Origin of the sequence: Enteractinococcus coprophilus (assembly GCF_006716305.1) — a bacterium.
Taxonomy (GTDB): domain Bacteria; phylum Actinomycetota; class Actinomycetes; order Actinomycetales; family Micrococcaceae; genus Yaniella; species Yaniella coprophila.
This window is the reverse complement of record NZ_VFOU01000001.1, coordinates 538,148-563,288: the sequence shown is the minus strand read 5'-3', so window position 1 is coordinate 563,288 and position 25,141 is coordinate 538,148. Positions and strand designations below refer to the sequence as shown.

General features: G+C 59.7%; 23 protein-coding genes. 4 read left to right on the top strand and 19 right to left on the bottom strand.

Annotated elements, in window-relative coordinates; all coding sequences use genetic code 11:
- The first annotated feature begins 9 nt into the window (after positions 1-9).
- The gene (locus FB556_RS02610) at positions 10-762 is read left to right on the top strand and encodes an ABC transporter ATP-binding protein (protein WP_141864480.1); all 753 of its coding nucleotides are present in this window, start codon (positions 10-12) and stop codon (positions 760-762) included.
- A gap of 84 nt (positions 763-846) precedes the next feature.
- Here the strand turns inward: FB556_RS02610 and FB556_RS02605 are convergent, their stop codons facing one another.
- The 10 genes from FB556_RS02605 to FB556_RS02560 form a co-directional block, all read right to left on the bottom strand.
- Complete coding sequence (locus FB556_RS02605; protein WP_141864479.1) at positions 847-1,581, bottom strand: PspA/IM30 family protein; 735 nt, start codon at positions 1,579-1,581, stop codon at positions 847-849.
- A gap of 80 nt (positions 1,582-1,661) precedes the next feature.
- Positions 1,662-3,680 carry a TPM domain-containing protein gene (locus FB556_RS02600; RefSeq protein WP_141864477.1) on the bottom strand — a complete coding sequence of 673 codons (2,019 nt, stop codon included), beginning with the start codon at positions 3,678-3,680 and terminating at the stop codon, positions 1,662-1,664.
- A 227-nt stretch (positions 3,681-3,907) separates the two neighbouring features.
- Entirely contained in the window at positions 3,908-4,453 is a 546-nt protein-coding gene (locus FB556_RS02595; protein WP_141864475.1) for a hypothetical protein, read from the bottom strand.
- Positions 4,450-5,157, bottom strand: a complete 708-nt coding sequence (locus FB556_RS02590) for a hypothetical protein (RefSeq protein WP_141864474.1) — start codon at positions 5,155-5,157, stop codon at positions 4,450-4,452. The genes FB556_RS02595 and FB556_RS02590 overlap by 4 nt, the downstream gene beginning before the upstream one ends.
- Positions 5,154-5,756: a SipW-dependent-type signal peptide-containing protein gene (locus tag FB556_RS02585; RefSeq protein ID WP_141864472.1), complete on the bottom strand. Its 603-nt coding sequence runs from the start codon at positions 5,754-5,756 to the stop codon at positions 5,154-5,156. The genes FB556_RS02590 and FB556_RS02585 overlap by 4 nt, the downstream gene beginning before the upstream one ends.
- Positions 5,740-6,357, bottom strand: coding sequence for a signal peptidase I (locus FB556_RS02580; protein WP_141864470.1), 618 nt, complete (start codon positions 6,355-6,357; stop codon positions 5,740-5,742). The genes FB556_RS02585 and FB556_RS02580 overlap by 17 nt, the downstream gene beginning before the upstream one ends.
- A 61-nt stretch (positions 6,358-6,418) precedes the next feature.
- Positions 6,419-7,090 (bottom strand): alternate-type signal peptide domain-containing protein, encoded by a 672-nt coding sequence (locus tag FB556_RS02575; RefSeq protein ID WP_141864468.1) that lies wholly within the window; start codon positions 7,088-7,090, stop codon positions 6,419-6,421.
- Between the two features lie 123 nt (positions 7,091-7,213).
- On the bottom strand, positions 7,214-9,067 hold the full coding sequence (locus FB556_RS02570; RefSeq protein ID WP_170200336.1) for a DUF7507 domain-containing protein: 1,854 nt from the start codon (positions 9,065-9,067) through the stop codon (positions 7,214-7,216).
- Between the two features lie 287 nt (positions 9,068-9,354).
- Positions 9,355-10,497 (bottom strand): helix-turn-helix domain-containing protein, encoded by a 1,143-nt coding sequence (locus tag FB556_RS13600; protein ID WP_141864464.1) that lies wholly within the window; start codon positions 10,495-10,497, stop codon positions 9,355-9,357.
- Entirely contained in the window at positions 10,494-12,167 is a 1,674-nt protein-coding gene (locus tag FB556_RS02560) for an AAA family ATPase (protein WP_170200335.1), read from the bottom strand. Before FB556_RS02560 ends, FB556_RS13600 begins: the two co-directional genes overlap by 4 nt.
- Before the next feature lie 439 nt (positions 12,168-12,606).
- On the opposite strand from FB556_RS02560, the gene FB556_RS02555 reads away from it, so the two are divergent.
- On the top strand, positions 12,607-13,026 hold the full coding sequence (locus tag FB556_RS02555; RefSeq protein ID WP_170200334.1) for an acyl-CoA thioesterase: 420 nt from the start codon (positions 12,607-12,609) through the stop codon (positions 13,024-13,026).
- A gap of 83 nt (positions 13,027-13,109) precedes the next feature.
- Here the strand turns inward: FB556_RS02555 and FB556_RS02550 are convergent, their stop codons facing one another.
- The 3 genes from FB556_RS02550 to FB556_RS02540 form a co-directional block, all read right to left on the bottom strand.
- Complete coding sequence (locus FB556_RS02550) at positions 13,110-15,644, bottom strand: ABC transporter permease (protein WP_141864459.1); 2,535 nt, start codon at positions 15,642-15,644, stop codon at positions 13,110-13,112.
- A gap of 2 nt (positions 15,645-15,646) precedes the next feature.
- Complete coding sequence (locus tag FB556_RS02545) at positions 15,647-16,393, bottom strand: ABC transporter ATP-binding protein (RefSeq protein WP_141864457.1); 747 nt, start codon at positions 16,391-16,393, stop codon at positions 15,647-15,649.
- A gap of 129 nt (positions 16,394-16,522) precedes the next feature.
- Complete coding sequence (locus FB556_RS02540) at positions 16,523-17,218, bottom strand: helix-turn-helix transcriptional regulator (protein WP_141864456.1); 696 nt, start codon at positions 17,216-17,218, stop codon at positions 16,523-16,525.
- Positions 17,219-17,291: 73 nt separating this feature from the next.
- On the opposite strand from FB556_RS02540, the gene FB556_RS02535 reads away from it, so the two are divergent.
- Positions 17,292-18,032 carry an alpha/beta fold hydrolase gene (locus tag FB556_RS02535; protein ID WP_141864455.1) on the top strand — a complete coding sequence of 247 codons (741 nt, stop codon included), beginning with the start codon at positions 17,292-17,294 and terminating at the stop codon, positions 18,030-18,032.
- A 44-nt stretch (positions 18,033-18,076) separates the two neighbouring features.
- On the opposite strand, the gene FB556_RS13785 is transcribed toward FB556_RS02535, so the two are convergent.
- On the bottom strand, positions 18,077-19,519 hold the full coding sequence (locus FB556_RS13785; RefSeq protein WP_141864454.1) for a YeeE/YedE thiosulfate transporter family protein: 1,443 nt from the start codon (positions 19,517-19,519) through the stop codon (positions 18,077-18,079).
- Between the two features lie 233 nt (positions 19,520-19,752).
- On the opposite strand from FB556_RS13785, the gene FB556_RS02525 reads away from it, so the two are divergent.
- Positions 19,753-21,192, top strand: coding sequence for an L-lactate permease (locus tag FB556_RS02525; protein WP_141864452.1), 1,440 nt, complete (start codon positions 19,753-19,755; stop codon positions 21,190-21,192).
- Positions 21,193-21,217: 25 nt separating this feature from the next.
- On the opposite strand, the gene FB556_RS02520 is transcribed toward FB556_RS02525, so the two are convergent.
- The 5 genes from FB556_RS02520 to FB556_RS02500 form a co-directional block, all read right to left on the bottom strand.
- Positions 21,218-21,643, bottom strand: coding sequence for a hypothetical protein (locus FB556_RS02520; RefSeq protein WP_141864450.1), 426 nt, complete (start codon positions 21,641-21,643; stop codon positions 21,218-21,220).
- A gap of 107 nt (positions 21,644-21,750) precedes the next feature.
- Positions 21,751-21,996 carry a hypothetical protein gene (locus FB556_RS02515; protein ID WP_141864449.1) on the bottom strand — a complete coding sequence of 82 codons (246 nt, stop codon included), beginning with the start codon at positions 21,994-21,996 and terminating at the stop codon, positions 21,751-21,753.
- A gap of 29 nt (positions 21,997-22,025) precedes the next feature.
- Positions 22,026-22,703, bottom strand: a complete 678-nt coding sequence (locus tag FB556_RS02510) for a response regulator (RefSeq protein ID WP_141864447.1) — start codon at positions 22,701-22,703, stop codon at positions 22,026-22,028.
- 17 nt (positions 22,704-22,720) lie between these two features.
- Positions 22,721-23,986, bottom strand: a complete 1,266-nt coding sequence (locus FB556_RS02505; protein WP_141864445.1) for a sensor histidine kinase — start codon at positions 23,984-23,986, stop codon at positions 22,721-22,723.
- Between the two features lie 98 nt (positions 23,987-24,084).
- Complete coding sequence (locus FB556_RS02500) at positions 24,085-25,116, bottom strand: nitronate monooxygenase (RefSeq protein ID WP_141864442.1); 1,032 nt, start codon at positions 25,114-25,116, stop codon at positions 24,085-24,087.
- Between the last annotated feature and the right edge of the window lie 25 nt (positions 25,117-25,141).

Below are 25,141 nucleotides of genomic sequence, written 5' to 3'. Positions count from 1 at the left end.
CCTATGATCATGAATTCGACACCCACCCGTAACGGTACCGCCACCGTCGATCTTCGCCAGGTAAGCCTGATATACCCGGATGGCCAGCGCCCGGATGGAACACCACGAACCATCGCGGCTCTAGACCACGTGGACTTCCAAGCGCAGCAGGGTGAGCTCACCGCACTGATTGGGGAATCCGGTTCTGGAAAATCATCGTTGCTATCGGTCATCGGTGCCCTGGTGCAGCCGACATCGGGCACGGTCATGATCGGAGGCACTAATATTGGAAAACTCGATGACGCACAGCAGTCACAGCTACGGCGTGATACCGTTGGCCTGATCTTCCAACAACCCAATCTGCTGTCGGCACTGGGAGTGCGTGATCAACTGTTGGTCACGGACCATCTGCGTGGTCTGCGCGGAAAACAGCTCAAAGCCCGCCGCGCTCGTGCCGATGAATTGCTCGAGATTGTGGGATTACAGGACATGGCCGACCGAAAAATCCATGCCCTTTCCGGCGGACAACGTCAGCGAGTCAACATCGCGCGTGCCCTGATGGGCACCCCACAGGTGCTATTGGCCGATGAACCGACCTCAGCATTAGACCAGCCGCGTTCGCACGACATCATGCGGTTACTTCAAGAACTGACCAAAGAGTTTTCAGTCGCCACGGTGGTGGTAACCCACGATCGCGGACTCGTGCAGTACGCAGATCAACAAGTCACCCTTTCCGACGGCAAAGTGGTCTCGACCGATCGAATAATGGCGACGGCCAAGTAACCATGTTCCTCAACTGGCCTTAACGAACTGACCGTCAAAACCCATAACGGGAATTGACGGTCAGCCTGCTAGAGCGGCGGTGTACTAGCTACCGAGCTCTTTTTGCTGTTGGCCAGCCTTCAGTGCAGCCAGGCGTGCTTCGACTTCGGTTTGCTGGCCAAGGTCTTCCAGCTCTTCGAACTGGGAGTCGAGGGTCGAGGCGGCGAGTTCTTCCTGACCGCGGACGCGAGCTTCTTCGCGACGAATCTTTTCTTCGAAGCGGGAGATCTCTGAGGTCGGATCCAAGATATTAATAGATTTGACGGCGTTTTGAACCTGCGACTGGGCTTGGGCGGCTTTGGAGCGAGCGACCAGCTGATCGCGTCGGCTGACCAATTCCTGGCGCTTTTGCTTCATCATCTCAAGCCCTTGTTTCAGCTTGTCAACGACCTCATTCTGGGAGGTAATCGCCGGTTCTGCGGTCTTAGCCGAGGATTCTGCATCCATCTGACGTTCGATGGCAACACGAGCAAGATTGTCGAATTTCTCGGCACCGGCGGTATCACCGCTGTTGCGGAGTTCCTCTGCCTTATTCGAAGCGGCTAGAGCCTTATTGCCCCAGGTTCTAGACTCTTCGAGGTCATCGCGGTAATCATCTTCTGCTAAGCGGAGGTTACCAATGGTTTGTGCGATAGCAGACTCGGCGTCGGCAATGTTGGATGTGTAATCGCGAATGAGTTGATCAAGCATTTTCTGCGGATCTTCGGCCGAGTCCAACATCGCGTGAATATTGGCTTTGGCCATTTGGGTAATGCGGCCCAGGACGGATTGTTTCTCCATATTCGTTACCTTTCGTATGGTTCCGGCTCGCCGCCGGGTCATCGTTGGTTGTTGCTACGTTAGGGGATGTTTATGAACAATTAGAAGCTTCCGCCGCTGCCACCGCCAAAACCTCCGCCGCCGCCAAATCCGCCACCGGAGCCGCCGAAGAATCCACCGCCGCCACCCCCAGAGCTGAAGCCTCCGCCACCCCAGGACGAGGAGTGACCTCCGCCGCCAAGAATATTGCCCAGCAGAATGCCGCCGAGCATGGCACCCATATTCGACCCACCGCGGTTGCCACCACCGCGGTGGAAGTCATCGAAGTCGTGATAGTTCTGTTCGGCCAGTTGTTGGGCTAGTCGGCCGAGCTGGACCGCGTGTTGTGCTTCTGCAACGGCCTGGACCGGATCGGATTGGCGCAGATCCAGTGCGGTATTGAAATGAGTTTGGGCCGCGGCTAACTTGGTGCGAGCATCATGCCGAACAGCGCCGCGACGACGGCGAATGTAATCATCCGCTGCATCAATGGTGGTTCTGGCTCTGGCCATCAGAGGGTCGAACTCTCGTCTGGCGGCGTCAACTTGTTGTTGGCTGTCACGCAGCGGTTGCAATTGTTCGGCTAGCGGGTCGAGGGTGTCATCAAGGGCTTCAAGATCCTTGATCGGACGTCGGCTCGGAGTCTGAGCCGATATCTGATCCACGGTCTGCTCCAGGGCGGCGATACTACGCGGCAGCGCGGAATCCGTTCTGTGCTGAGCAGCAAACTCTTTGGCTTCCGCTAAGAGAGACTGGGCTTGTGCAAGCTCGACGCCGAGTTGACGTTGCGCTTTATCTAAGAGCTCCGGGAGTTGTTGGATCGAGCCGAAAAGTTCCTGGAGCTCCTGGGTGGTGTTCTCGGCTTCGTGAACATTCCAGGCTGCCTGGGACGTGTCTCCTTGTTGCAACGCGGTGTCGGCGGCGTGAATCTTTTCTTCACCGAAGGCCAACAGGCGCTTGGCTTGCTCTAAGTTTTCCACACCTTCTTGGAACGTCGGCCCATCGTAGTGTGCCGACAGACTATCGATCGTGGCCTGGGCCGTTTGAATTTGTGCCGGGAGTGGCGCAAAGACGGCTCTTACGCGTTCGAGCGCTTCGGGTGCATTCTGTTCCAGATCGCGTAACTTGGCGAAGTCATCTTCGTGGGCCTGCAACGAGGACATGACCCGGGCCGAACGGTCCAAGATCTCTTTCAACCATGCTCGCTGATCTTCTTCAGTATCCGGAATATGATCATCGAGCTGATGCTGCAGCTGGAAGGACTGCTGCATATGGTCCTTGGCGGCTTGCAAATCTTTCTGGAAGACTTCAACCGAGGCATCCCCATAGGATGCTTGAGCGAAACCGATCTCTTGTTCTGCGATCTTGATCGCGTCATCGGCCTGGATCAGTGCTGAACCGGCCTGAGTACGCAACTCCTCGACGGGCATAGCATCCCGCGGATCGGTTGGTCCAGAAGGCACCGTCTCAGCCCGTTGCTGGCGGTCCTTCTTCTTCGTCGAGGAACGCCAGATGAAAAATGCGACGAGAATACCAATCGGCAGCAGCCATAACAGCCACCCGCCACCAGACGACTGGTTGCCGTCACCGCCCGAACTTACATCACCGCCGGCTGCAGCGGCCAAGCCCTCGATGGCCCCTTCACCAGCACCAAACCAATCACTATTGGACAGTGCAGGCAGAATGTATTGGCGGTCAATATCGGATTGGTATTGCCGGAACGGGCCGGCGGAATTCGCGACAAAGTTATAGTACCGATCGTCAGTGGCAATCGCCAGAATATTATCGTTAGTCCCCAACTGTTTTTGATCGGCGACCGCCTGGACCCACTGCTCGGGTTCTGCGGGGTTTTCAAAGCTTGGAACATAAATGATAAACAAGCTGGCGCCGTGTTCGGATTGCAGCTGGCGCACCTGCTGCTCAAGTTCATCTTCTTGGCTTGAAGACAGCACATCGGATTCGTCCACGACAAACGTTCCCGGCGGAATGGTTACCGGGTCAGCCGCTTGAGCTGGTGAGAGGAAACCGATAATGAACAGGGACACCGTGACCAGTGCCAACCCAAATTTTCTCAAGGTCATGAACCCACCTATATCGTGATCCGGGTGCTTGTGGCTATATTTGTGCCTCCCTGAAGTTTACCGGTTTCACATCCGCATTGCGTGGTTAGGGCTACGGTCTCAACGGTTTTCGCTGCAACTTCCCAGCACAACCCCTGCGACGTCGCGATAGTGGTGTTCGCGGCGCACCGGCATGTCAGCCCAGGAATCCTTGAAAAATTTCGCCGCTGACGCAGGACCACGCCATGCTAGTTGTCGCCCGGAGCTGAGGCGCCTGCCAGGTCTAACTCGACATCGAAACCGGCCATGCGAGGTGGTCCGCCACCACGATTGCCCTGGGTCGTATCGAGGGGGAGGTGATACCCAATGGTGATCTGGGTTTCAGCGCCCTGGGCCAGCTGCATATCCACGATGGTCGTTTCCTCGTTGGCGGCCAGCTGACGCATCGTGGTTTGTCCCGTGTTCCAGTCAATGAGCAGGTTGTCGTAGAAGCCATCGGCGCGATCCCGCGTGAGCTCCACGTTGGTAATGGTGGCGCGCAGGATCGCATCCGATGGGCCAGCATTGCGCACGAACAGCGTGCGCCGGACCGAATCGCCGGGCACCACAACCGGGGTCCCGAAAAACGCTTCCGAGGTTGCCGAACTGTACTGCTCGCCGTCCCACGATAATTGGATGGCCTCATTGTGCCCCTGGGTTATCGAGGCCGCAGACATCCCAAGGGCAGCAAGCACCAGGCCGCCGCCGGCGATAGCCGCAAGTTGTTGCAACACGGAACGTGAACGTTGTTTCACGAATCAGCTACTGACGGCCGGAAGGTTTCATAGCGCACGGTCAACTCATGGCGCGGCTCCTCGGCCGGGTCCAGGACGGTGGTGACTTCAGCCTGCCACTCATCGGTGGCCTCAACGCTGATATCGGCGGGGTCTTCGGCGGTCACCTTGGCCGCATTGGCATAGCCACCCTCATCCGGGAATTCATCGACCACGGCGATCAGGCACCAGTGCTCAACGACCGGTTCATCCGTGGCCGAGTACTCGGCACCCACGGGAGTCGAGGTGGGTTTAGCATCGGCGTTTGGGGCGGCATCGACGGTGCATTCGTTCTCGGCGCCCACCCGGAAGAGTGTGGTGTCTGCGGCGCCGAAGATGTTGTCGCCCCAGTCGGGTTGTTCGATTTCATAGCGCAGGCCCAGGTTGCCCTGGCTGATTGATTGGGTTTCGAAGGCGATCGCCACAGCACGCTGTTCTTTGAGGGTCGCGGCTGTCTCGGCATTGATGGGCACGGTGACCTGTCCGTCGACCGCAGCCTTGGTCGCACCAGGGGTGCCCGCGGCAAAGTATTCATAGCCACTGTGTGTTTGGGCGGCGAAATCTAATTCGGTGTTCCAGAGTGCCAGGGTGGTACCCCCTGCACCGACGAATACACCCGCAGCAATGCCCACGGCCGAGAGTTTCAGGGTGCGCTGCCAAGACGGTGGCGTTTTACGGTGTTTCACGATGCCCCACCTCCTGGTCGAACTTGATGAACTGCAATATCAAAATTGCCCAGTTCCCTGACCGGATCCGCGGTCTCAGCTCCGAAGCGGTTCTCAAGGCCGGCAAAGTCTAAATCCACCTCAACGGTGTACTGCCCGTCGTGCACGGCAGCAAATTCCATGGCCTGGCCGAGTTCGAGTGGTTTCTCCTGCAGCGGGTTGCCCTGGGCATCCACCAGCGTGTAGGTGCCGGTCACCCCGTCGGGTACAGCTGACTCGGTGGACCAATCAACGCTGAGTTCGGTGTCTAAATTGTCGCCGCGAAGGCTGGTTGCAAATGGGATGGCCACCGCAACGGAGTCTCCGGGGCGAACCAAAAATGTTGCGGGGTCAATCTCTTGCGGGGCGTCAGCCACATCGGTGGAGGTTTCTTGCCAGGTTGGGACTCCTCGGCTGGTCACGTTCAATTCGCCCGAGGAGACCATGCGAGCCTCGGTGGTGTCCTGATCGCTCCACAGCGCAAAGGTGCCACCGGCTGCACCGAGTCCAGCAAGGACTGCTACGCCAATCGGGAGTAACCAGCCGCGCTGGGCGGTGTCGTCGTTAGGCGATGAGGTCATGGCCCTCCGATCGTTGCGATTGTTCAGAGCGTTTCTGCCTGCGTGACGAGATCACGCCCGATGAAATTGCGTATATCGCGTATCCGAAGAGGCCGAGTGCCGCGATCACCACGATCATGGTGCGGTGTTGGCCAAAGAGCATCGAAACGTGACCGACGTAGGGCACGTGATAGATCACCTTGCCCATGACTTGTTCTTCAATAATGGGGTCGTCATCCTGGCCGTTGGCATCGCCGCGGGTCACATAGCTGACACCTTCGTCACCCGCGCGGTGGGCGATAATGCGGTGCGTGACCAGGGTGGGATCACCGGAGACCGGTTGGAAGGTGACGACGTCGCCAATCGCATAAGACTCCTGGGGGACTGAGACGACCATATCGCCGGGTGAATAGGTTGGTTCCATTGACCCGGACAATACGGTCAATCCCGCCCCGCCCATGAGTTTGGGCACGATAGCGACCGCACCCACAATGAGCAGTAAACCCACCAGCACAGTGGCTGTTACACCAGAGATCACACCACGCAGCACGCCGGGGTCTTCGGCCCTGGCGGCGCGGTCAGCTTCCCTTTGTGAGTGACGAGTGTCTGACCTGGTTTCCATGGTGTGTTCCTTTGTTGTGCTGGTGGGTCCTGCAAGTTATGGGTGAGTAGTGGGTTGGGGGTTAGCGAGGGCCGCCAGGTCCACCGCCGTGGCCGCCACCTTTATAACCGTGAGCGCCCGAACGAACCTGCTGCAATTCGAGTTCCGAATCTTTCAGCAGGGCTTGCGCCTGGGTCAGGTCACGGTTTGAGGTGCCTTCTTTGAAGGTCACGGTGACAGTGACGGTGAATTCAGCTCGGCCTTGGCCGTCGGCGTCAACCCGTGGCAGGTTGCCTGGGTTGCCGTTATCCTTGGACGCCAGGTAGATGGTCGAACCGTCTCTACCACTGGTGTCTACGGTTCTACCCCAGCGATCTTTGACTTCGTATTCGACCTCTAGACCCGCAGCCAGTTCCCCAACAGCTTGCTTCTTGCCTGCTTCGGCAAGTTTCAGCTTGGCAACCATGTTCTCGCCTTCCAGGGCCACTTTGATTGGGTAGCGAGCCTGGATCTTATCTCCCGGAATGATGCGGAAGCGTTCCAGGTTGATCTCGTGACCGTGTTTGCCCTTATCGGTGCGGTCTGGCGAAATATCGCGCCAGTTGACCTCACTGACCTGGACCTCGAGGTTACCGGAAGCGATCCGCTGATCGTTGAGGTCAGCGCTGTCGCTCCATAGCGCAAACGTTGACCCACCGAGTAGCAATCCCAGGCCGGCAGCGCCGGCGAGGAAGCCCTGAGTTGTTTTCTTCATGTTCTCTCCTTGTAGTGTGACCCGACGTCAAGCCGGGGGTAGTGATTGGGTGTTTGATGAGAAAAGTGCTACGGATACGTTTGTTGCCCGCGAGCACGACACATAAGAGCCAACGTGAAGCACTTAGTGATCGGCCGTCACCGCCCCCGAGGCAGTGCACGTCATCGACTCGCCCACTTCCAACATGTCGGTTGGGCAGTCAATGTCGTCATCGGGCAACTGACTATCTGTGACGACGACGTCGTCCAGCGGAGTTTCCCCCGTATTCGTCACCAGGTAGGTCCAGGTGACAGTTGTGCCGGCGGGTACCGAGCTGCCACGAGGAATCTCGGGTGCATCAGCTAATCCGCCAATATTTTCGCTACCCCAGGCCTGTTTGGAGATCTTCAGTCCAGAATCCAGGGTCTGTGCGGCGTGGAAGGTGCATTCAACACGGTCGCCGGGCGTCAGGGTCAGCTCAGCTGCGGCCTTGCCGGTGGTGACTGGGTCACCGTTGATCTCACAGGTGGCGTCCTTGGCGGCCCACCCGTTGGCTTGCTGCTGGTCGGTCAACACGGAACGCAGGGTGAGACTGGTGGATTTCGCCGAATCGAGATCGACCGTATAGGACACGGTGCCCTGGTCACCGGTCTGCTGGGTGGCCTCCGGAGACACTGTCGCATTGGCTGCCTGTGCGGTGAACGCCCAACCGGAACCGGCCGTTTCGGCCTCTTCGCCGTAAGCGGTCCGTTGCTGGGTGATCTGCACGGTGGTCTCACAGGCGACCTGATCGGCGACGGAGTCCAGCAGCATGGGCAGCCGGCCGATGCCGATGGTATGAACATCTGCCCCGGTGTAGGACGCCGAGTTCGACGTCTGCGTGCCTGCGATGGCGCGTAGATTGGCCGCACTGGTCGAGCCGATCCCCACCGCCAAGATGCGCGTGCCCTGGGCTTTGACCGCATTGGCCGAACGGATCGTGTGCTCAATGTCGGCAAAGCTGTTGGCTTTGGCCCCGGCCCCGACCACAATTGCCAAGTCGTACGAGCCCTTGGCAGCTTGTCCCAGACCACCGTCGATGACGGTGACCGTGGAGTTGCTGCCCGCCAGGCGTTTTTTCATGGCCTGGACTGCCGCGTTGCCAACCGGGCCGGAGCGGTCCAAGACCAAGGCGATGTCGGCCCCGGGGCGGCAACTCAGCGACGCGGACGGATTGGCTCGCGAATTTTGCCAGGTGCCCGATGAACCGTCGGTGCGCATAAAGTCGCTGCCGGAACTATAGGTTTCACCAGCGCGCAAGGCGGGCCCGGTGCGGAACCGGTACGGTGTCTCGGAACGCAGCCCCAGTTTTGCGTTGGCGTACCAACCGGAGGGGGCGGACTCTTGAACTACCCAGAAGCGTTGATCGTAGTTGTCGCCCTGCTCATAATCATCCGTGGCCGGGTGGGTGTCCGGGATAGTAAAGGAGCATTTCCCCGAAGCATTCGAAGTACATTGGGCCCAGGCGCCCGAAACAGCGGCCGCCGGACCGGACGCGCCACCGGTATAGAGACGCAGCGAGACTCCCGCCAGACCCGACTGATTGCCACCGACCTGTACCGTGATGGTTGCTTCAGTTTCTTCGGGTTCGACTTCGGTTTCTTCGTCGGGCGTTTCGGATTCTGCAGCCGAAGCAGATGGAGAAGCGCTGGTCGTAGGGTCCTTCTTCTTCGGAGACGCGGTCGTCGAGCCCTGACGCGGTTCCTGCTGTGGCGCAGCAGACTGCGGGGCCTCTGCTGGTGCGTCGTCGGCATCATCCGTGCCTGGAGTGACAGGCACCATGGAGGTTTGACGTGGTGTCTGTTCAACCGTGGTCGACTCGGACTCCGATGCGGAAGCAAACACGGTGCCACCTGTCAGCCCGGTGAAAACCAGGGCTGCACTAAAGAGGGTGGCAACCGATTTCCGGAACGGTTTCCGGTTGTTGCACACCCCAGTGTCCCTCGCAGGTCGTCGCACGCGGAGCCACCTCTCCGTTTGGTGATGAATGATGACGAGCACTGGAGATTCGCAGTCTGCGCGCATTGAGCGATAAGTGAGTATCGACTGGAACCTCAGCTGACTCACAGACTATGAGCCGCGAGCGGACAGAACACTAGCGCTATGACCAGTCCGCTGTTTGTTCTCCGCGACGGCTCGTGGGGCGCGTGGCTAGGTTTTGAACAGGAAAGCGTGAGGACGTCGCACAGGTCTGTTGAAGACACAAAAAACTGGCCCACCATCGGTGGGCCAGTTTGGGGGTGCGCTTAGTCTGTCGCGGATTCCTCGGACGCGCGGGCACGCTGCGACTCGTGGAAGAGCGTGGCGACCTCCGCACGGGAGGTCAGTTGCAGTTTGCGCAAGATATTCGACACGTGGAAGCGCGCGGTGGACTGTGAGACCACTAACCGCTCGGCAATCGACCGGTTCGAGTGGCCATCTGCTAACAACTCGGCGACTTCCCGCTCGCGTTGGGTCATACTCGTCAAGACGTCTTTACGTGATTGACGGTTTTGTTCAATTGCAGTATCCAATTCCTTGCGCGCTGCTGGCAGATAGGCCGTAGCGCCGATGTCTTCGAGCGTGGTGACGGCCTGGCGCAGCATGGTTTCGGCTTTTTCGAAATCATGTTGTTCAAACAGGAAGACCCCGTAGTCACGGTTCGTCAGCGCCCAGGTCAGCGGATATGTTTGGTGCTTCAGTGCTGCTTTATAGTGTTGCTGGGCGACATCAAGTCGGCCGTGGGCCTGTGCCAGACGAGCCTTGAGCCAGTCCAGGGTGCCCCAGTGTTCGAACCAGGTGGTGCCGCGACGCTGCGACAACTCGTCAATGAGCTGTTCGGCTTCATCTAGTTCACCAGCGTCAATGAGGCAGTGGACTCGGAAGGTCAAAAAGCCGTGTATCGTCGTCCCAATATTTCGCACCTCGGGGCGCGAAGTGATCTCTAGAATGGCTTGATCGTCGCCGGTAGCCCGAGCATATTCAAGTTTTGCCATAACGGACAGATCGCGGCCGTAGTGTTCCCACGCGAAATCCCAGATACGCATCGCTTGGCTGATATAGGGTTCGGGATCGCTTTGCTGGGTTATGGTCATGATCTTGGCGCGAAGTGCTGCACCGGTCAGGCGCGCTTCGAGATCAAGAGTGTGGTGGCTGATTTCTTCGAAATGGTCCAGGGCTTTGGATGCTTCGTTATATTTGCCGAATAATAAGAAGCAGTGCGCTTGAATGATGCGTGGCGTCGCGTTGGACCATGACTCCAAGGTGCCGCGATCTAACAGCTCAATGGCTTGATTGGCCATGTCATGGGCCCGGACCGTTTGGCCTAGCGCCATGGCGAGTCCCGCGAGCATGGTGAGACAGTCAATCTTGGTGCCGTTGGGTGGCAGGATTGCCACTCGTTGCATCATGTCGGGTAATTTCTGCGGACATCCTGATGCCGCCCATCCAGATTCCACTGAATGAGTTCCAGACAGTCCAGGTGGACGAGGAAATCTTCTGGTGCAACCATCCAGGCGAAGCGGCGATCCAACAGTTCTTCGGGGTCTTGGGGGCCCTTGGCGATGAAGTCTCGGGCCATTGGAATCATATCCAACACGGCACGACGATCAGGGCTGCGCATCATCATCACAATGAGAGTGAATGACAGATACCCTTGCAGCGCGGTTTCATCAGGGGTTTCGCTTGGCGATTCCAGCACCTGTTTGGCCCGGTCTTCGGGGTAGGGCTCATCGATGAGATATATCCGCAGCAGCAGTGCTAAGAATTCTCGCAGCATACTGTGCGGGAAGCTCTCAATCTCGGATAAGAGATCAAGGCACCGATAGCCTGACTTTGCTCGAATACTGATCAACACGAGGTCGGTGATCAACCGTTGGCGCACGGTAAAGTTCTCCGCGAGATCTAATCCCATCCGCAGAATCTCGGTTGCATGGTCAAATTGGCCTAATTCAGTGGCTTCCGTGACGTAGTCTTCGACGCGCGCTTCAAGGGTTTCATTCCACGACTCAGCCCCCATAAACATGTGGCGCACCGACCGGTACCCGTCGGTCAACTCAGCTAACACCCGATGCACTCTGCGCCGAAACGGTGGTTCGACGGTGGAACGCACCGCAGACGCGATGAGATCGTGTTTGGGCACGATGGACCTGCCAAATCCGGATTCCCGAATCACCCCGGCCTGGATGGCACCGCGGATCTTATTGGGCAGGCCGAGTTGTTCTAGTGCTGCCAAGAGCATCTCACGGGGTAGTTCGTGCTGCGCCAGGCATACAATTTGGGCTGCGGTTTGAGCTTGCAGATCCAGCTCGTAGAAGGAACTCAGCAACGGATTTTGAACTGCGACATCGCGGATTGGAAATTCCCAGGTGCGGTGTAGCTGCTTAACCTCTTCGGGCGTGACCTGGCTGAAAATACTATCAACACCGATAAAAGCACCACCGGTGGCTCGCTGTAGCTCGGCGGCGTTGTTCGGTGAAATCATCATGCCAAATCGATCCATGGCCAATGCGCGAATCTCAGTTTCTTGAAGCGGGCCAATCTCAATGTGCAGATCTTGCGGATTGGCGGCAGCTGACTCGGCTAAAAACTGCCCGATTGATGAGGGTTCGTGGGGTGTCCGGGCACTCAAGACAAACGCAATATTGCGTCGGTTCACCCGCGGAATCAAATGGCGCAGCACACGAGTGGATTCGTCGTCGATCCAGTGGGCGTCGTCGATGAGAATGATGTGCCCCTGTTGCGGGCCGGTCGCGTCGAGTAAATGTCGCACACAGGACCGTGCCACGGAGAGCGGTTGTTTTTTACTTTCGGTTTCAAAATCCCAGTCCGGGTCGAACCCGGCCGCGAGGAAGCGTTCGATGAAGCTATAAGGCTCGCCGCGTTCGATCCGATCCGCAGCCAGAAATGTCACCGGCCAGAGCTCGCGATGTCTGGCTTGTTGGGCGAGTTCGCGCAAGAAATAGGTTTTGCCCATTCCTGCCAGGCCATCCACCAGGACGGTGCCGCCACCCTGCGAGAGAACATTGTCGAGCACGTCCGAAGCCGCTAGACGTCGAACAGTGATTGGGTTACCTGACAATATTCTTCCCCTTCCTTCAAGGTGTAAGCGTCGGTGAAGAGTGTTTTATAAAAACGCGGATCGTACTGCAACCCAGGCAGCTGAAAGCAGCCTGAGGTAGAGAACACATCGCTCGGAGGGGCATGCTGTCATATTTTGCGAGGACTCTCCGCGTTCATATGTCAAGACTAGCGGTGATCCAGTAATAGTGGAATGGTTCGATGAAAGATTTTAACGATAAAAGATTCAACTAAGGCATGATCCTGCGAAAGTTGATGATTCAACCGCGCTGTTTTGCTGGGCATGTTGATGGTTAGTTGAATGTCGTTACTTTGGAGTAACTATTACTGCGTGTCTAGACATTTTGGAGGTGTCGGATACGGGGTTTGACGACTCGGCAGCGCGATCGGGTTAGTGTAGTGTCAGCCACAAATTTTCTTGTCGAATTTCAGGAGCCGCTGTGTCCAATGCACCAAAGCATTCGCTGTCCATCGAAATCCAACTTCGCTGGTCAGATCAAGATTTACTGGCCCACGTTAACAACGCCACGATCATGACGCTGGTTGAGGAAGCGCGTATTCGAGCGCTCTACCAGTTGCAAGAGCAGACACAGTGGGACGGCCCGTTGGATATGGTGCTGCGAACGGCACACACCGAATTTTTACGTCCTGTCATGTATGAGGACAGTGTGACCGTCAACGTGTGGATTTCCCGGATCGGAAATACCTCGTATGTGCTCCAGCACGAGCTGGTGCAACACGGTGAAGTCTGTGTCAACGTCGAGGCGGTCGTCGTCGTATTTGATAGTAAAGAACAGGCCGCAATGCCCATTCCGGCTCCGGTTCGGGCTGCTTTCGAAACCGTTTTAGCATCATCTTAAGCAGTGCAACACCCCATCGGCGCCCCGAGTTTCGAGGTCCAGGCCGATGGGATGTTGTGACCAAAAATGTCTACAAAGACTGCTTAGGCGGTGGCCAGCCCTTCTACGGGAGAGAGCTTGGCGGCTCGATGCGAGGGTGCAACCGAAGCGATGAGCCCGGCCAGCACTGCGGTGCCGATGATGCCGATGATTGCGGCCCACGGTAAGGAGACGGCCAAAGTATCTGCCTGGTCTTCAAGGATCGGGGTAAAGATCGCCACTGAACCGACCCAGCCGTAAAACATCCCCAGCGCGCAACCCAGGATGGCGCCGACCGCACAAATGAGTACGGCCTCCCAGCTGAGCATGGCTCGCAGGCCGCGTTTGGTCAGTCCGAGCGCTCGGAGGAGCGAGTTTTCGCGGGTACGTTCAAGGGCGGATAGGGCCAGCGTATTGGCAACGCCCACGAAGGCGATGAGCACGGAGATCGCCAACAGACCGACCACGGTAAGCATGACGGTGCCGATGATCTGCTGGTAGGTAGCCCGGATGATCAGTGGCGATTCAAAGTTTCCGGCAGAGACTTCGGCGTTGGAAGCCATCGAGGTGATCAGGTCCTGCATGTCCGTGGCGGACATTTCGGGGTCATCGACTGCTATCCACGCCACTGCGGGGCCGAGGGGTTCGGCGTCCCACGCTGCAGCGGTTGCCGTGGAGACGATGGCGGTGACCGACGACAGTTCAGATTGCACGGCGTCTAATTCGACCGGACCTTGGGAAGTCTGGGCCGTCAGCGTCTCGTAGTCATAGCGATTTGAGACCAGCACGGTTCCAGGATCAGCCAGTGCTGCGGCGTCCTGTTCAGTGAGTGCTGCCGAGATCTGCGCGATACGTTTCGGATCACCGGCCATGACGTGTTCTCCTTGGTCAACGGTTGTAGCAACCGGGGTGAGTGGGACAGCGGCGGCGACGCCCGGAGTGGTGGCGACGGCGCGCGTGGTTTCCTCGAGCCGCTGGCTATCTGCCGGGTCGATGTCGGACAGTTCAGCATAGACATCCACCGGGAAGCTGGTGGCTAGGAGCTGGTCGGTGTTTTCCTGCACGGTTCGGCCGCCCGTGAGAATCATGGCGACCAGTGTGGTACCGATAATCAAGGCCGTGGCGGTGGCGGCGGTACGCGATCGATTACGCACCGAATTCAACTGCGCCATCTTGCCGGGGACGCCGATCGGGCGCAGCGCCCAGCCCAGGCCGTAGACGACAGCCGGTACGAAGAGTACGCCTAAGAGCAGTGCGCCCAAGAAGGAGATCGCACCGCCGAGGATGGCCATCCCAATGTCGCCGTGGAACGCGAAGAGCAGCATGACGGCGGTCCCACCGATGAGCGCGAGCGCGCCGAGGACGAGTCGAACGATCCCGGCTTGTGACCCCACGGTCACTGCTGGCACCGGACGCATGGCTGCAAGCGGGGAGACTCGCATGGCTTTGGACGCGGGCGCCCAGGCTGCGACCACGGTAATCAGCACTCCGGCCAGCAACACCCACAGTAGGGTGGCATCGATCGCGAAGGTCGCTCGGGCAACCCAGCGCTGGGCCAGAATGATAAGCCCGAAGATCAGCCCGATCGCTGCGACAATCCCGATGACCGAACCGATGATCCCGATCAATAGGGTCTCGGCCAGCACGGATTTGCGAATTTGTGCGCGCGTAGCACCCAGGACCCGTTGGAGCGCATACTGGCGCGTGCGCTGGGCGACGAGCACCGAGAAGGTGTTGTTGATGACCAGCATCATGACCAATAGCGCAATAGCTGCAAAGCTGCCCAGCACCACGGTGATCGCGTCGAACCCGAGCTTGTTGATCAGGGATTCGGAAATCTGGACTTCCGGGGTGTTGACCGTGGCCACCCCGGACAGGGCGGTCGTGATCTGCTGCAGGACGGCGTCAAGGTCGCCGTCGACACGCACCAGCCCCATGGTGTAGATCGGGTCATCGCCGGTGAATGCTGCAAGCGCCGATGGGGTCAGGTAGGCAGCCATGGCACCGATCGCGGTTGGGTCGCCCGAGGTGTCTACGATCCCCGAGACGGTGAACTCGGTTTCGTCGTCCTCGATCAGGCCTCGTAGGGTGACCGTATCGCCGACGGTTAGCTCATGGCGTTCTGCGGCGGTGGTGTCGACGGCGATTTCGGTGTCGCCTCTCGGTAGCGTGCCGGCGGTGATGGGGGTGGACAGCAGTGAAGTGTCATCCGGGGTATTGGTTGCCAGTAGGAAGTCGGCGTCGGCGTCGAAGCTACCGCGCCGGGCAGAATCTTCGGGCAGGACCAGTCCGGTTCCGACCTGCAGCAGTGGATACACTTCCGCCACGCCGCTGATTGTTTCTAAGTCGCCGGGATGCTCCAGCCAGCCGACCTGATCATAGAACGCCGATTCGGGATCGAGATACGCGTCTTGCTCTGCGGTGATGAGCAGGTCAGCGTTGGCGTAGGTTGCACCCAGCATTTGCTTGGTGGTTTCTTTGGCTGAGGATGTGACCAGCAGCGAGCCGGCCAGAAACATCGTGCCCAGCGTGATCGCCAGCAGGACCGCAACATAGCGGCGCGGGTGGGATTTCAACTGGCTGATGGCAAGTTTCCACATGCTTAGGCCCCCAGTTCTGCCAGAGCGGCCAGCACGGTGTCGGCAGTGGGGTCCTCGACCCGGCCCACGATGGCACCGTCTTTGAGCAGGACGACGTTGTCAGCATAGGCGGCAGCATGCGGGTCGTGGGTGACCATGATGATGGTCTGGCCCATGTCGCGAGCCGAACGTGCCAGCAATTGCAGCACTTCGGTCCCGGTTGCCGAGTCCAGGGCGCCGGTGGGTTCATCTGCGAAGACAACGTCCGGTCGAGTCAGCAGGGCCCGCGCGACGGCGACGCGTTGTTGTTGCCCGCCGGATAATTCGTGGGGGTGATGCGCCAGGCGGTCGCCTAATCCCAGGACCTCAATGATCTGGTCGAACCACGCCTGATCGACCTTCGTACCCGCCAGATCCAGGGGCAGTAGGATGTTGTCACGCGCGGACAGCGTTGGCACCAGATTGAATGCCTGGAAGATAAATCCGACGTGTTTGCGCCGCAGGATGGTCAGCTGGTGGTCGCTCATCCCGGTGATGACGGTTTTGCCGATGGCCACCTGCCCGGAATCCACGGTGTCAAGCCCGGCGAGACAGTGCATCAGGGTCGATTTCCCGGAGCCGGACGGTCCCATGATTGCGGTGAAGTCTCCGGGGTGAAAGGCCACGGAAACGTCGTCGAGGGCGGTCACTTGGGTGTCATCGGTGCCATAGGTTTTGGTAATGGATTGGGCTGCAACCGCAGAGGGTGCGGTGATGGTGTGTGTCGTCATGGTTTCTAGTCTGCGTTGAGCTGGCGTTGAGCACATCACCAGCCATGACGATCTTGAGGCGGTACCGTCATCCTCAAGGATGAGGACATCCTCCTACTTCCAGTAGCCCGCGGAGGGAGGTTGCGTGACTCAAGCGTCCCGACCGTGAACCGGTCTGGCGTTGGCCGGGGGTTCTCCGACCTCGTCGATGGTATGACCACTACAAGCGGTTTTGGTGACGTTGGCGCGCGCAATGCGCGACACCGCGAACCAACGCATGTCATTGCGCAGACGGCACCACCCGACGAGGTACCACTGCCCGCTCGTGGAGGCGAACAGTACAGGCTCAACGTCCCGGGTGGTCGTGGTGTCGTCTTTCGAGGTGTAACGGATGCGGATCACTCGCTGCTCGGACATCGCCTCCTCTAGCGCCGACTTGATGGCGCGCGAAGCGGAGGGAGGGGTGTTGACCCAGACACGGTGGGCTAGCTCGTCAGCGCGTGCTCGGGTTGTGGGATCGAGGACGTTGAAGATCTTTTGGATACCCGCTGCTGCCAGATCGGCGTAGGGGGCATCAGGTGCAGCGGACACGGCTGCCATGAGCGCCATTGCTTCCGCTGGCGACAGACTGACAGGTGGCAGGGAGCCGCCTATTAATCCATAGCCACCGCCCGGTCCTGGGCGAGACCATATCGGCGCACCACTGTTCTCTAACGCATCGAGGTCTCGCTTAATGGTGCGAATGGATACCTCGAATGCTTTTGCCATCCGTTCAGCAGTTATTCCGCGCGCGCCGCTGCGGCGTAACATCTCGGAGAGCGCATGGAGCCGTTCGAGTCGTTTCACAGTTCAGACTCCGTCAAATTCATGACATAAATGATGACATACCCTTGTCCGAAGTGCCTGCGAGGATGGTGCTATGACAGATACTACAAGCAAGCCGACCATCATCCTCATTGCCGGCCACTGGCTGGGCGCTTGGGCGTGGGAGGAAGTCCGTGAACATCTCATCGCCGACCACGTTCGTGCATATGCGATGACCCTGCCTGGTCTAGATGCCAACGATCCCGAGCGGGCGACCAAGACCCTCGACGATCAAGCTGCAGCGGTTCTGGACGTCATCACTGAACTCGAGGGCTCCGAGGCTCACCCCGTCACGCTCGTCGCGCATAGTGGGGCCAATGCCCCTGTCAGCATCGTCCTGGATCGGCACCCTGAGCTCATCCAACGAGTAGTGTGGGTCGACTCCGGCCCCATGGCGACTGGAACCATTTTCGCACCAGACCTTCCGGAGGAGGTGGAGGAGCTTCCGCTGCCATCCTTCGACGCCCTGGCCCAGCAGGTAAGTCTCGAAGGTTTGAGCACCGAGGCCCTTGAGCGTTTTCGCGCTCGAGCAGTCCCTGAGCCTGGCCCCGTGCTGCGTCAGCCCGTCGAACTCACGAACGAGGCCCGACACGAAGTCCCCACCACCCTGGTGTGCTGCTCGATGCCGAGCGCGCAGATGTTGGAGCTAGCCGAAGCCGACCATCCTATGTTTGCCGAAGTCGCGAACCTCAAGCACCTCGACGTCATCGACCTCCCGACGGGGCATTGGCCGATGTGGAGTCGGCCCCGAGAGCTCGCCGACCTCATTCAATCGGCGGCTTCTCGAACCAACTGAACAGCACTGCACGCACGTCTTGAAGGGCGAGGTGACCTGGTTGGTTAGCCGGTCAGGTCACCCTTTTTGATGGTGATCTGCCAGGATGCTTCGCCGGTTTCGCGGAAATCGGTGACTTCGTGGCCGTCGTCCACGGCCCACTGCGGGATGGTTTCGGTGCCCTGGGTGCAGTCGAAGTCAATCACCAGGTGTTGTCCGGCGTCCAAATCAGCCATGACGTCCTTGGCTTCGATCAGCGGGAACGGGCAGACCGCACCGAGTGAATCCAGTGCGAAATATCCATTACCCAGATGCCGGGCTTTTTCTTCGGGCGCTTGCAGGGTGATCAGTCCGGTCGCCATCGACATTCCAGATAGTCCGGAGTTGGTGGCGACGGCGGTGTTGGCTGCGGGCGCCGTGTTCAGGGCAACGGCGTCCGGGGTACCAGCCGTGCCGCCCACGCTGTCGTCGGTGGTGTAGGTCTGGGGGGTCTTGGCGGGTTTCGCGGTGGCTGGCTTGAGCCAGAACTTGGCGCCCACGCCGATCCCGACGGCGATGAACAGCAGGGCAATCCACCCCTGGAAGCTAAACAAACTGGTCTGGACCATACCGTTACCTACGGTGCAGCCACCGGCCAGCGTGGCACCCACACCCATCAACAGGCCACCACCAACAGAACGGACGGCGGTTGTCGCATCCGGGATCCGGACCCGGAATTCACCGGTTGCCTTGGCGGCGATAAACGCGCCCACGAGCAGTCCGAGTACTAACAGCACGCCCCAGTCAATGAAACCTTCGTCACCGGTGACCGTGTATTGCAGGGTGTTGGCGGTTGGGGTCGTGATCCCCAGCCCGCTGTTGCGACCGGTCGCCGCCGACAGTGGCCAGGCAATCACGCCGATGAGCCCAATGAGTGCACCGGCGGTGTAGAGGTTCAGGGGACGTTTCCACGCCGGTTGGTTGGTCAGTCGTGCCGGTTTGGGGCGCTTGGCGTCCTGGGCGCGGAAGCACCGCACCAAAAAGAAGGTCAGAACCGACAGGGCGATCGCGAACCACCACGGTGAGACACCCAGCAGTTCGGGGATGGTGGTCAACCCGGAATCCCAGCTCTTCATCCAGCCATCAAAACCAGCCAGGGCACCATATTTCATCGCCGCAGCCGACACCGCATACATGGCCAGCGCAATCCAGGAGCCCACGAGGCCCTCGGCCGAACGGAACCAGGTTCCCGAAGCACAACCACCGGCCAGAATGATGCCCAAGCCAAATAAAAACCCACCGACGACGACGGCTGCCGGGGCAAACGTGCTCTGGCCCGGGGCGATCACACCCGTTGAGGTCAGGGCCGCGATGCCCACCGCGTGGACGGAAATGACCACCAGCAGCGCCACGAACGTGCGCCAGGTGCGTTGCATAAAGATGTCACGCATCATGGCGGTGACACAGAACCTGCCACGCTGCATGACAATCCCCAGTACGGCGCCGACGGCTAAACCTGTCAGAATCATAAGAGACCAACCTTCAAAGTGTTTCAGTGAGGCGAAACTTATTAGTCAAATGTTGTAGTGCTCGAGCCTAGGGCCCTGCGGCCTCGGCTCCAAACGTTCTGACCAGAATCTTCACGGGGCGTCATATTTATTCATCTAAACCGCCACCGCGCCATCACCCGGTTATCGCACATCAACCTGTCATTGGTACGCGTAGGATGGTGTGCTGAGTGTTTCGTGAAAGGTAGGCCCTTGTGACCGTTGTGCTGGCAGCCGTCCCTATCCTCGTGGTGATCGGACTGTTGCTGACCCGCCTGCCCGCCTGGGTTCCCCCGGTTGCCGGAGTATTGACCGCAATAGCCGTTGGCCTGTGGGTGCTAAATGCCCACACCACCGAAATCACCGACGCGGTCGGCGGATCCATGACGACGATGCTCAAAGTCCTCGCCATCATTGGCGGAGGCGTGACCCTTGCCCGGGTGATGGATTTCACCGGAGCCCAAAAACAACTTGCCGACTGGCTATCGGCCGGGGGAGCCACGCTAGGTTCTGCCTTGATGATGGCCAATGGCGTGGTGCCGTTTATGGAATCGGTGACCGGTTTTGGGGTCTCACTACTGATCGGCCTCCCGCTCACATTGGCGTTCGGTTTCACCGCCTACCGGGCCGCGCTCATCACGCTCATGGGCATCGTCATCGGCCCGTGGGGATCCATGGGCCCGGGCACCTTGCTCGGTGCCGAACTGGCCGGTCAGCCACTGACCGAATTCGGTTTAGCCACCGCCGTCGTGAATATTCCGGCCGTCATCATTTCCAGGATCGTCACCGCATTCATCGCCGCCCGGCACGCAAAAGTCCGCGGGCCAAAACTTATCGGCTATCTCGCCGTTGGTGCGGCATCGGGCCTCGGGCTGGCAATGCTTGTACTGGTTTCGAACCTGCTATTAGGTACCCCGGTGGCCGGTGCCGTGGCCTCCGCTGTCATGACCATCCTGTGGTTGTTGGTGGTCCGCAAAGGCAAACTGCTCCCCGGACCCGGCGGCTCGATCGTGCCCTATGCGGTATTGGTCTTGGGCACCATCGCCGGTCAGGTGGTCTCGTCGCCCTTCGAAACCACCTGGTGGACCGAAGTCATCGCCAGCCCCGCCGTCTACGCATTCGCCGGAGTCGCCGTCGCCCTGCTGCAATACAAACAACCCGCCCCAGGATTCGCCGCCAGCTCGTTCAAACTCTGGCTCAACACCGGCATCCCGACCGCGCTGTACATTTTGTTCGGCGTCGTCATGCAGGGCGGCCACATCGCTGAAACCCTGGCCCAATCCCTCGCCTCGCTAGGCGCGGGCTACATGTTCCTGATGCCGGTGGTCGGTGCGCTGGGCGGGTATATGACGGCGTCGGGCACCGGCACCAACGCGATGTTCGGCCCAACCCAGGTCGCCGTCGGAAACCAACTCGACATCCACCCGCAGTGGTCGATGGCGATGAATAACGCGGCCGGCTGCTGGGGGACCATCGCCTCACCGGCACGTATCGAACTGGCTTATCAACTCTCGCGCGGCACTTCAATGCAGGACGCCGGACCCGAGGTGACCCGCGGCCGCCTACTCGCCGTGACCCTACCGGTTCTGGCGTTCAGCACTCTCATCTGGGGCATCATGGCGTACTTCCTGCTGCCCGGGCTTACCCCACTGTAATGCGCAGAGGTCTTACGCTCCCCGGTCATATCAGCGTCGTCGGAAAGCAGCGGCGCCCCAATGTAGCACTGTCCCTTGCGGGTATTGGGTGAGATTTTTTCAACGGTTGGATTCGGAGAATATAAACAGCCGTCAAAAGAAACGTCATCGCCGCGAAAAAGAATAACCAACTTCCCACGACCAGCTGCCAATTGAGGTCATTACTGATGCCCGTATAGAAAAAGGATGCTGATAGGCTCACGAGTAGGCCCGTGACGAGTGCACCGAATGCCGGCACAATGATGGATTGATACGTGCTTTGATCGGCCAGACGCTGGGAAAACGTGCGCGGCTTATGCGGTTTCAGACTGAAGTATATAAGGGGCGCCGTGAGATTGGTCAGCAACAGATACAGGCACAGCAGGACTAAGGTTGTCGCTGTACTAACGAAAATTTCCTCACCGTCAAACACCGTTCTGCTCCCTTACGTGAGCCGATTGGCTTGGATGACCACTCGTGATCGGTACTGTGATTCACATTACCCAGTGTGAGGGGCTAGGGCTATGCCGCTGAGGCGAATTACTCAGTCTTTCCGGCGTCGTCCTTAAATGCATTGACCACCAGGTAGGCCACGGCGATACCGATCAGCGCGACGCCGACCACAAAGATGCCCACATAGAAGTTGCCGGTGAAAAAGTTCAGCGCCAGCGAGGTTCCCATAACTATCGCGCCGATGATCAACATCAGCGTCATCCCCACGGTGGCCGGCTTGGCACGGCGTGGGTTTGCTAAGTCTTTATCGTTTAATCCTTTGCGTGGTTCCATGCGATCATTATCGCCCAGCCGCCGCGGCGCTACACAATCCCGGTGCGGTAGGCGAACACGACGGCCTGCACCCGGTCGCGTGCCCCAAGTTTGGTCAGCACCCGACCAACGTGAGTTTTGACCGTCGTCGCAGAGACAAACAGCTTGTCCGCGATCTCGGCGTTGGACAGTCCATCGGCCATGGCTTCCAACACCTCGCGCTCGCGGGCCGTCAAGCTCTCCAGAGCCGCCAGTTCGTCGTCGTGGTTCGACGACGACGTCGCGCGTTTGGGCTTGACCAGGTGTTCGAGTAGGCGTTTGGTGGTCGAGGGCGCGATGACCGCATCCCCGTGATACACCGATTCAATGGCGGCCAGCAGTTGCTCGGGCGGAGCGTCTTTGAGTAAAAACCCACTGGCTCCGGCGTCAATGGCATCCAGGGCGTATTCGTCGAGGTCAAACGTGGTCAACACGATGATTTTCAGCGCGTCGTTGCGTTCCAGCAACCCCCGGGTGGCGGCGATCCCGTCCAGGACCGGCATGCGCACGTCCATGAGGACGACGTCGGCGGCCAACACGTGCGCGGAGGTGACGGCGTCCTGACCGTTGGCGGCTTCGCCGGTGACCCGCAGGTTCTCGCGCGAGGTGATCAGCATCGACAGCCCCGAGCGGATCAGCGCTTGGTCGTCGACGATCGCCACATTAATGGGTTGGTGAGCACATTGCATGGATTCTATTGTCCTCGTTATCCGTTCGCGCCGTGAAACGGCAGATGGGCGTGCACGCGAAACCCGCCGCCGGCCTTTGGTCCGGCCTCCAGTATGCCCTCGTACAGGGCGACCCGTTCGCGCATGCCCACCAGGCCCTGGCCGGCTTGATCGGTTTCGGTGGCGCCCACGCCGTCGTCGTCGATGGTCACCGCGACCCCCGAGGTGCGCCAGTGCAGGGTCACGGTCGCGCTCGCGTGCGGTCCGGCGTGCCGAGCTACGTTGGTCAGGGCCTCTTGGATGACGCGATAGAGCACAAGCTCGGCGCCATCGGGCAGGTGCTCGGTCGGTTGACCGGTCACGTTTAGCTCGACGTGCAGCCCGGACAGGCGCACGGTTTCGATGAGTTCGGGTAGCTCTGCCAGGCCCGGCTGGGGTGCGGTATCGGCGTCGTCGGTATCGCGCAGCACGCCCAGCAGTCGGCGCATTTGGTTGAGCGCATCGCGGCCGGTGTCTGCGATGGTTGCCAGGGTTTGCCCGGCAATCTCGGGCTGGGTTTTGGCCGCGTACCGTCCGCCGTCGGCCTGCGAAATCACAACCTGCAGCGAGTGAGCGACGATGTCGTGGAGCTCGCGGGCGATCCGGTTGCGTTCATCGGCGGCGGCCAGTTCGCGTTCTTGTCGGGCTTCCACGGCTAACTGTTGTGCGCGAGCCTGGAGGGTTTCCAGGCGGACCCTGCGGGTGCGTTGAATATTGCCGATCGCCCAGGCCAGGACTACCAGCGCGATGGACGGGATGCTCATGACCACCCCGACTTCCCACCCAATCGGCTCCAAGATGTCACCGGCGTTCTGCCCGCCGGGCCCCATGACGTGGGGGATAAAGGCTATCGCGGCGCCGAATAACAGTCCCCCGGCCAGGCCCGTGAGTAACCCAGCAATCGAGGCCCACCGCGGGCCGATATGCGCTAAATTCTGCACCGTGAGCAGCACCATGAACATCGTCGGCACCAGCTCCGGGCCAAGAACCAGGTGAATGAGCGAGCCGACCACCACAAGTGCCGCGGAGGCCACCGGATTGGTGCGACGAATGACCCACGGTGCCATGTGGAACACCATGATAACGACGACGATGGTCTGCAGCATCCAGTCCGGCCAGTGGTGCAGGTAGATCGGAAACGTCGTTGAGGCTAGCGTACTGGCCGACGTTAGCAGCGTTAGCCCCAGCAGCGGCAGGATGAACAGGCCGTCAGCGGTGCGCGGGTAGGTGCGCCACAGGTAGGTGATCCGGTCAAAGAACTTCACGAAGCCTCATCTTAGGGCGGGGTTGCTGCTCGCGCGTCATCCTCGAAGACGATTTTGTGCGTCCACGTACCTCGGCCAGCGGTGCAGCGAGCATTGAGTTAGGCTTCCTCGCCCGCCAACCAGCGCACGATATCAGCGGCCGGCCCGGTCCGCGCGTGCAGATACCCGGTTCCGGCAAACAGGTGGGTCGAGCGCGGGTCCATAAGCTGGGCTGCGGCCCGTTTGATCGGCACCGTTAGTGCGTTGACCTCCGGGTATGCCGCGGGCGCATCGAGCTCCATCAGCTCGTTGACCAACGATCGCGACACCCGACCCGAGAACACGCGCGTCAACCGCGTCGTCCCAGAGCGGTCTTCTTGCAACATGTGCCGGTGTACCGGATTCGTTCCGGCCTCATCCGACAGCAGTAGCGCCGTCCCAACCGACGCCGCAGCAGCCCCATATTCCTGCACCTCATGCACCTGCTCGGGCGTAACGATCCCACCAGCGGCCACAAAGGGAACATCGACGACGTCGTCCACCGCAGCTAACAACTCCAGCAGCGGGATGTCTTCTGGCACAGCCAGCGGATCATGCACCGAGCGGTGCCCGCCGGCTTCCGGGCCTTGCACGACCAGAAAGTCCGCGCCGTGATCGACCGCATTGCGTGCCTCAACTACCGAAGTCACTGTCACACCAACTTGCGAACCAGACTCCTGCAGCCCCTCAAAGACTGCCGGTCCCGGTAGACCGAAAGTAAACGACACGATCGGCCATTGGCTCGCGGCTTTGATCTTCGCGTCCCAATCGCCCAAGACATTCGCCCCGGCCTCCTCGAGCGTGGGGAGCTCCACACCGAGCCGTTGGGCAAACGGGAGGAGCTTTTCGCGAAACGCCGCCAGCTTTTCGGTGCGCTGTGCGCGGCTGGCCACCGGATCCACCGCCGTATTGGCCGCATCCGGAACAAAGAGGTTCACGCCAACTCGGCCGGCGTCAGCCACAGACCGATAGTCCTCAACCAGTTGGGCTGCACTCTTGCCGCCGCCTCCCAGAAATCCCATCGCGCCCGTGGAGGCAACCGCTCGAGCCAGTGCGGTTGACGACGGTCCGCCGGCCATTGGCGCTGCCACGATTGGGTGATGAAATTCCATGAACGAACCCCTTGCTGTCAGTTGG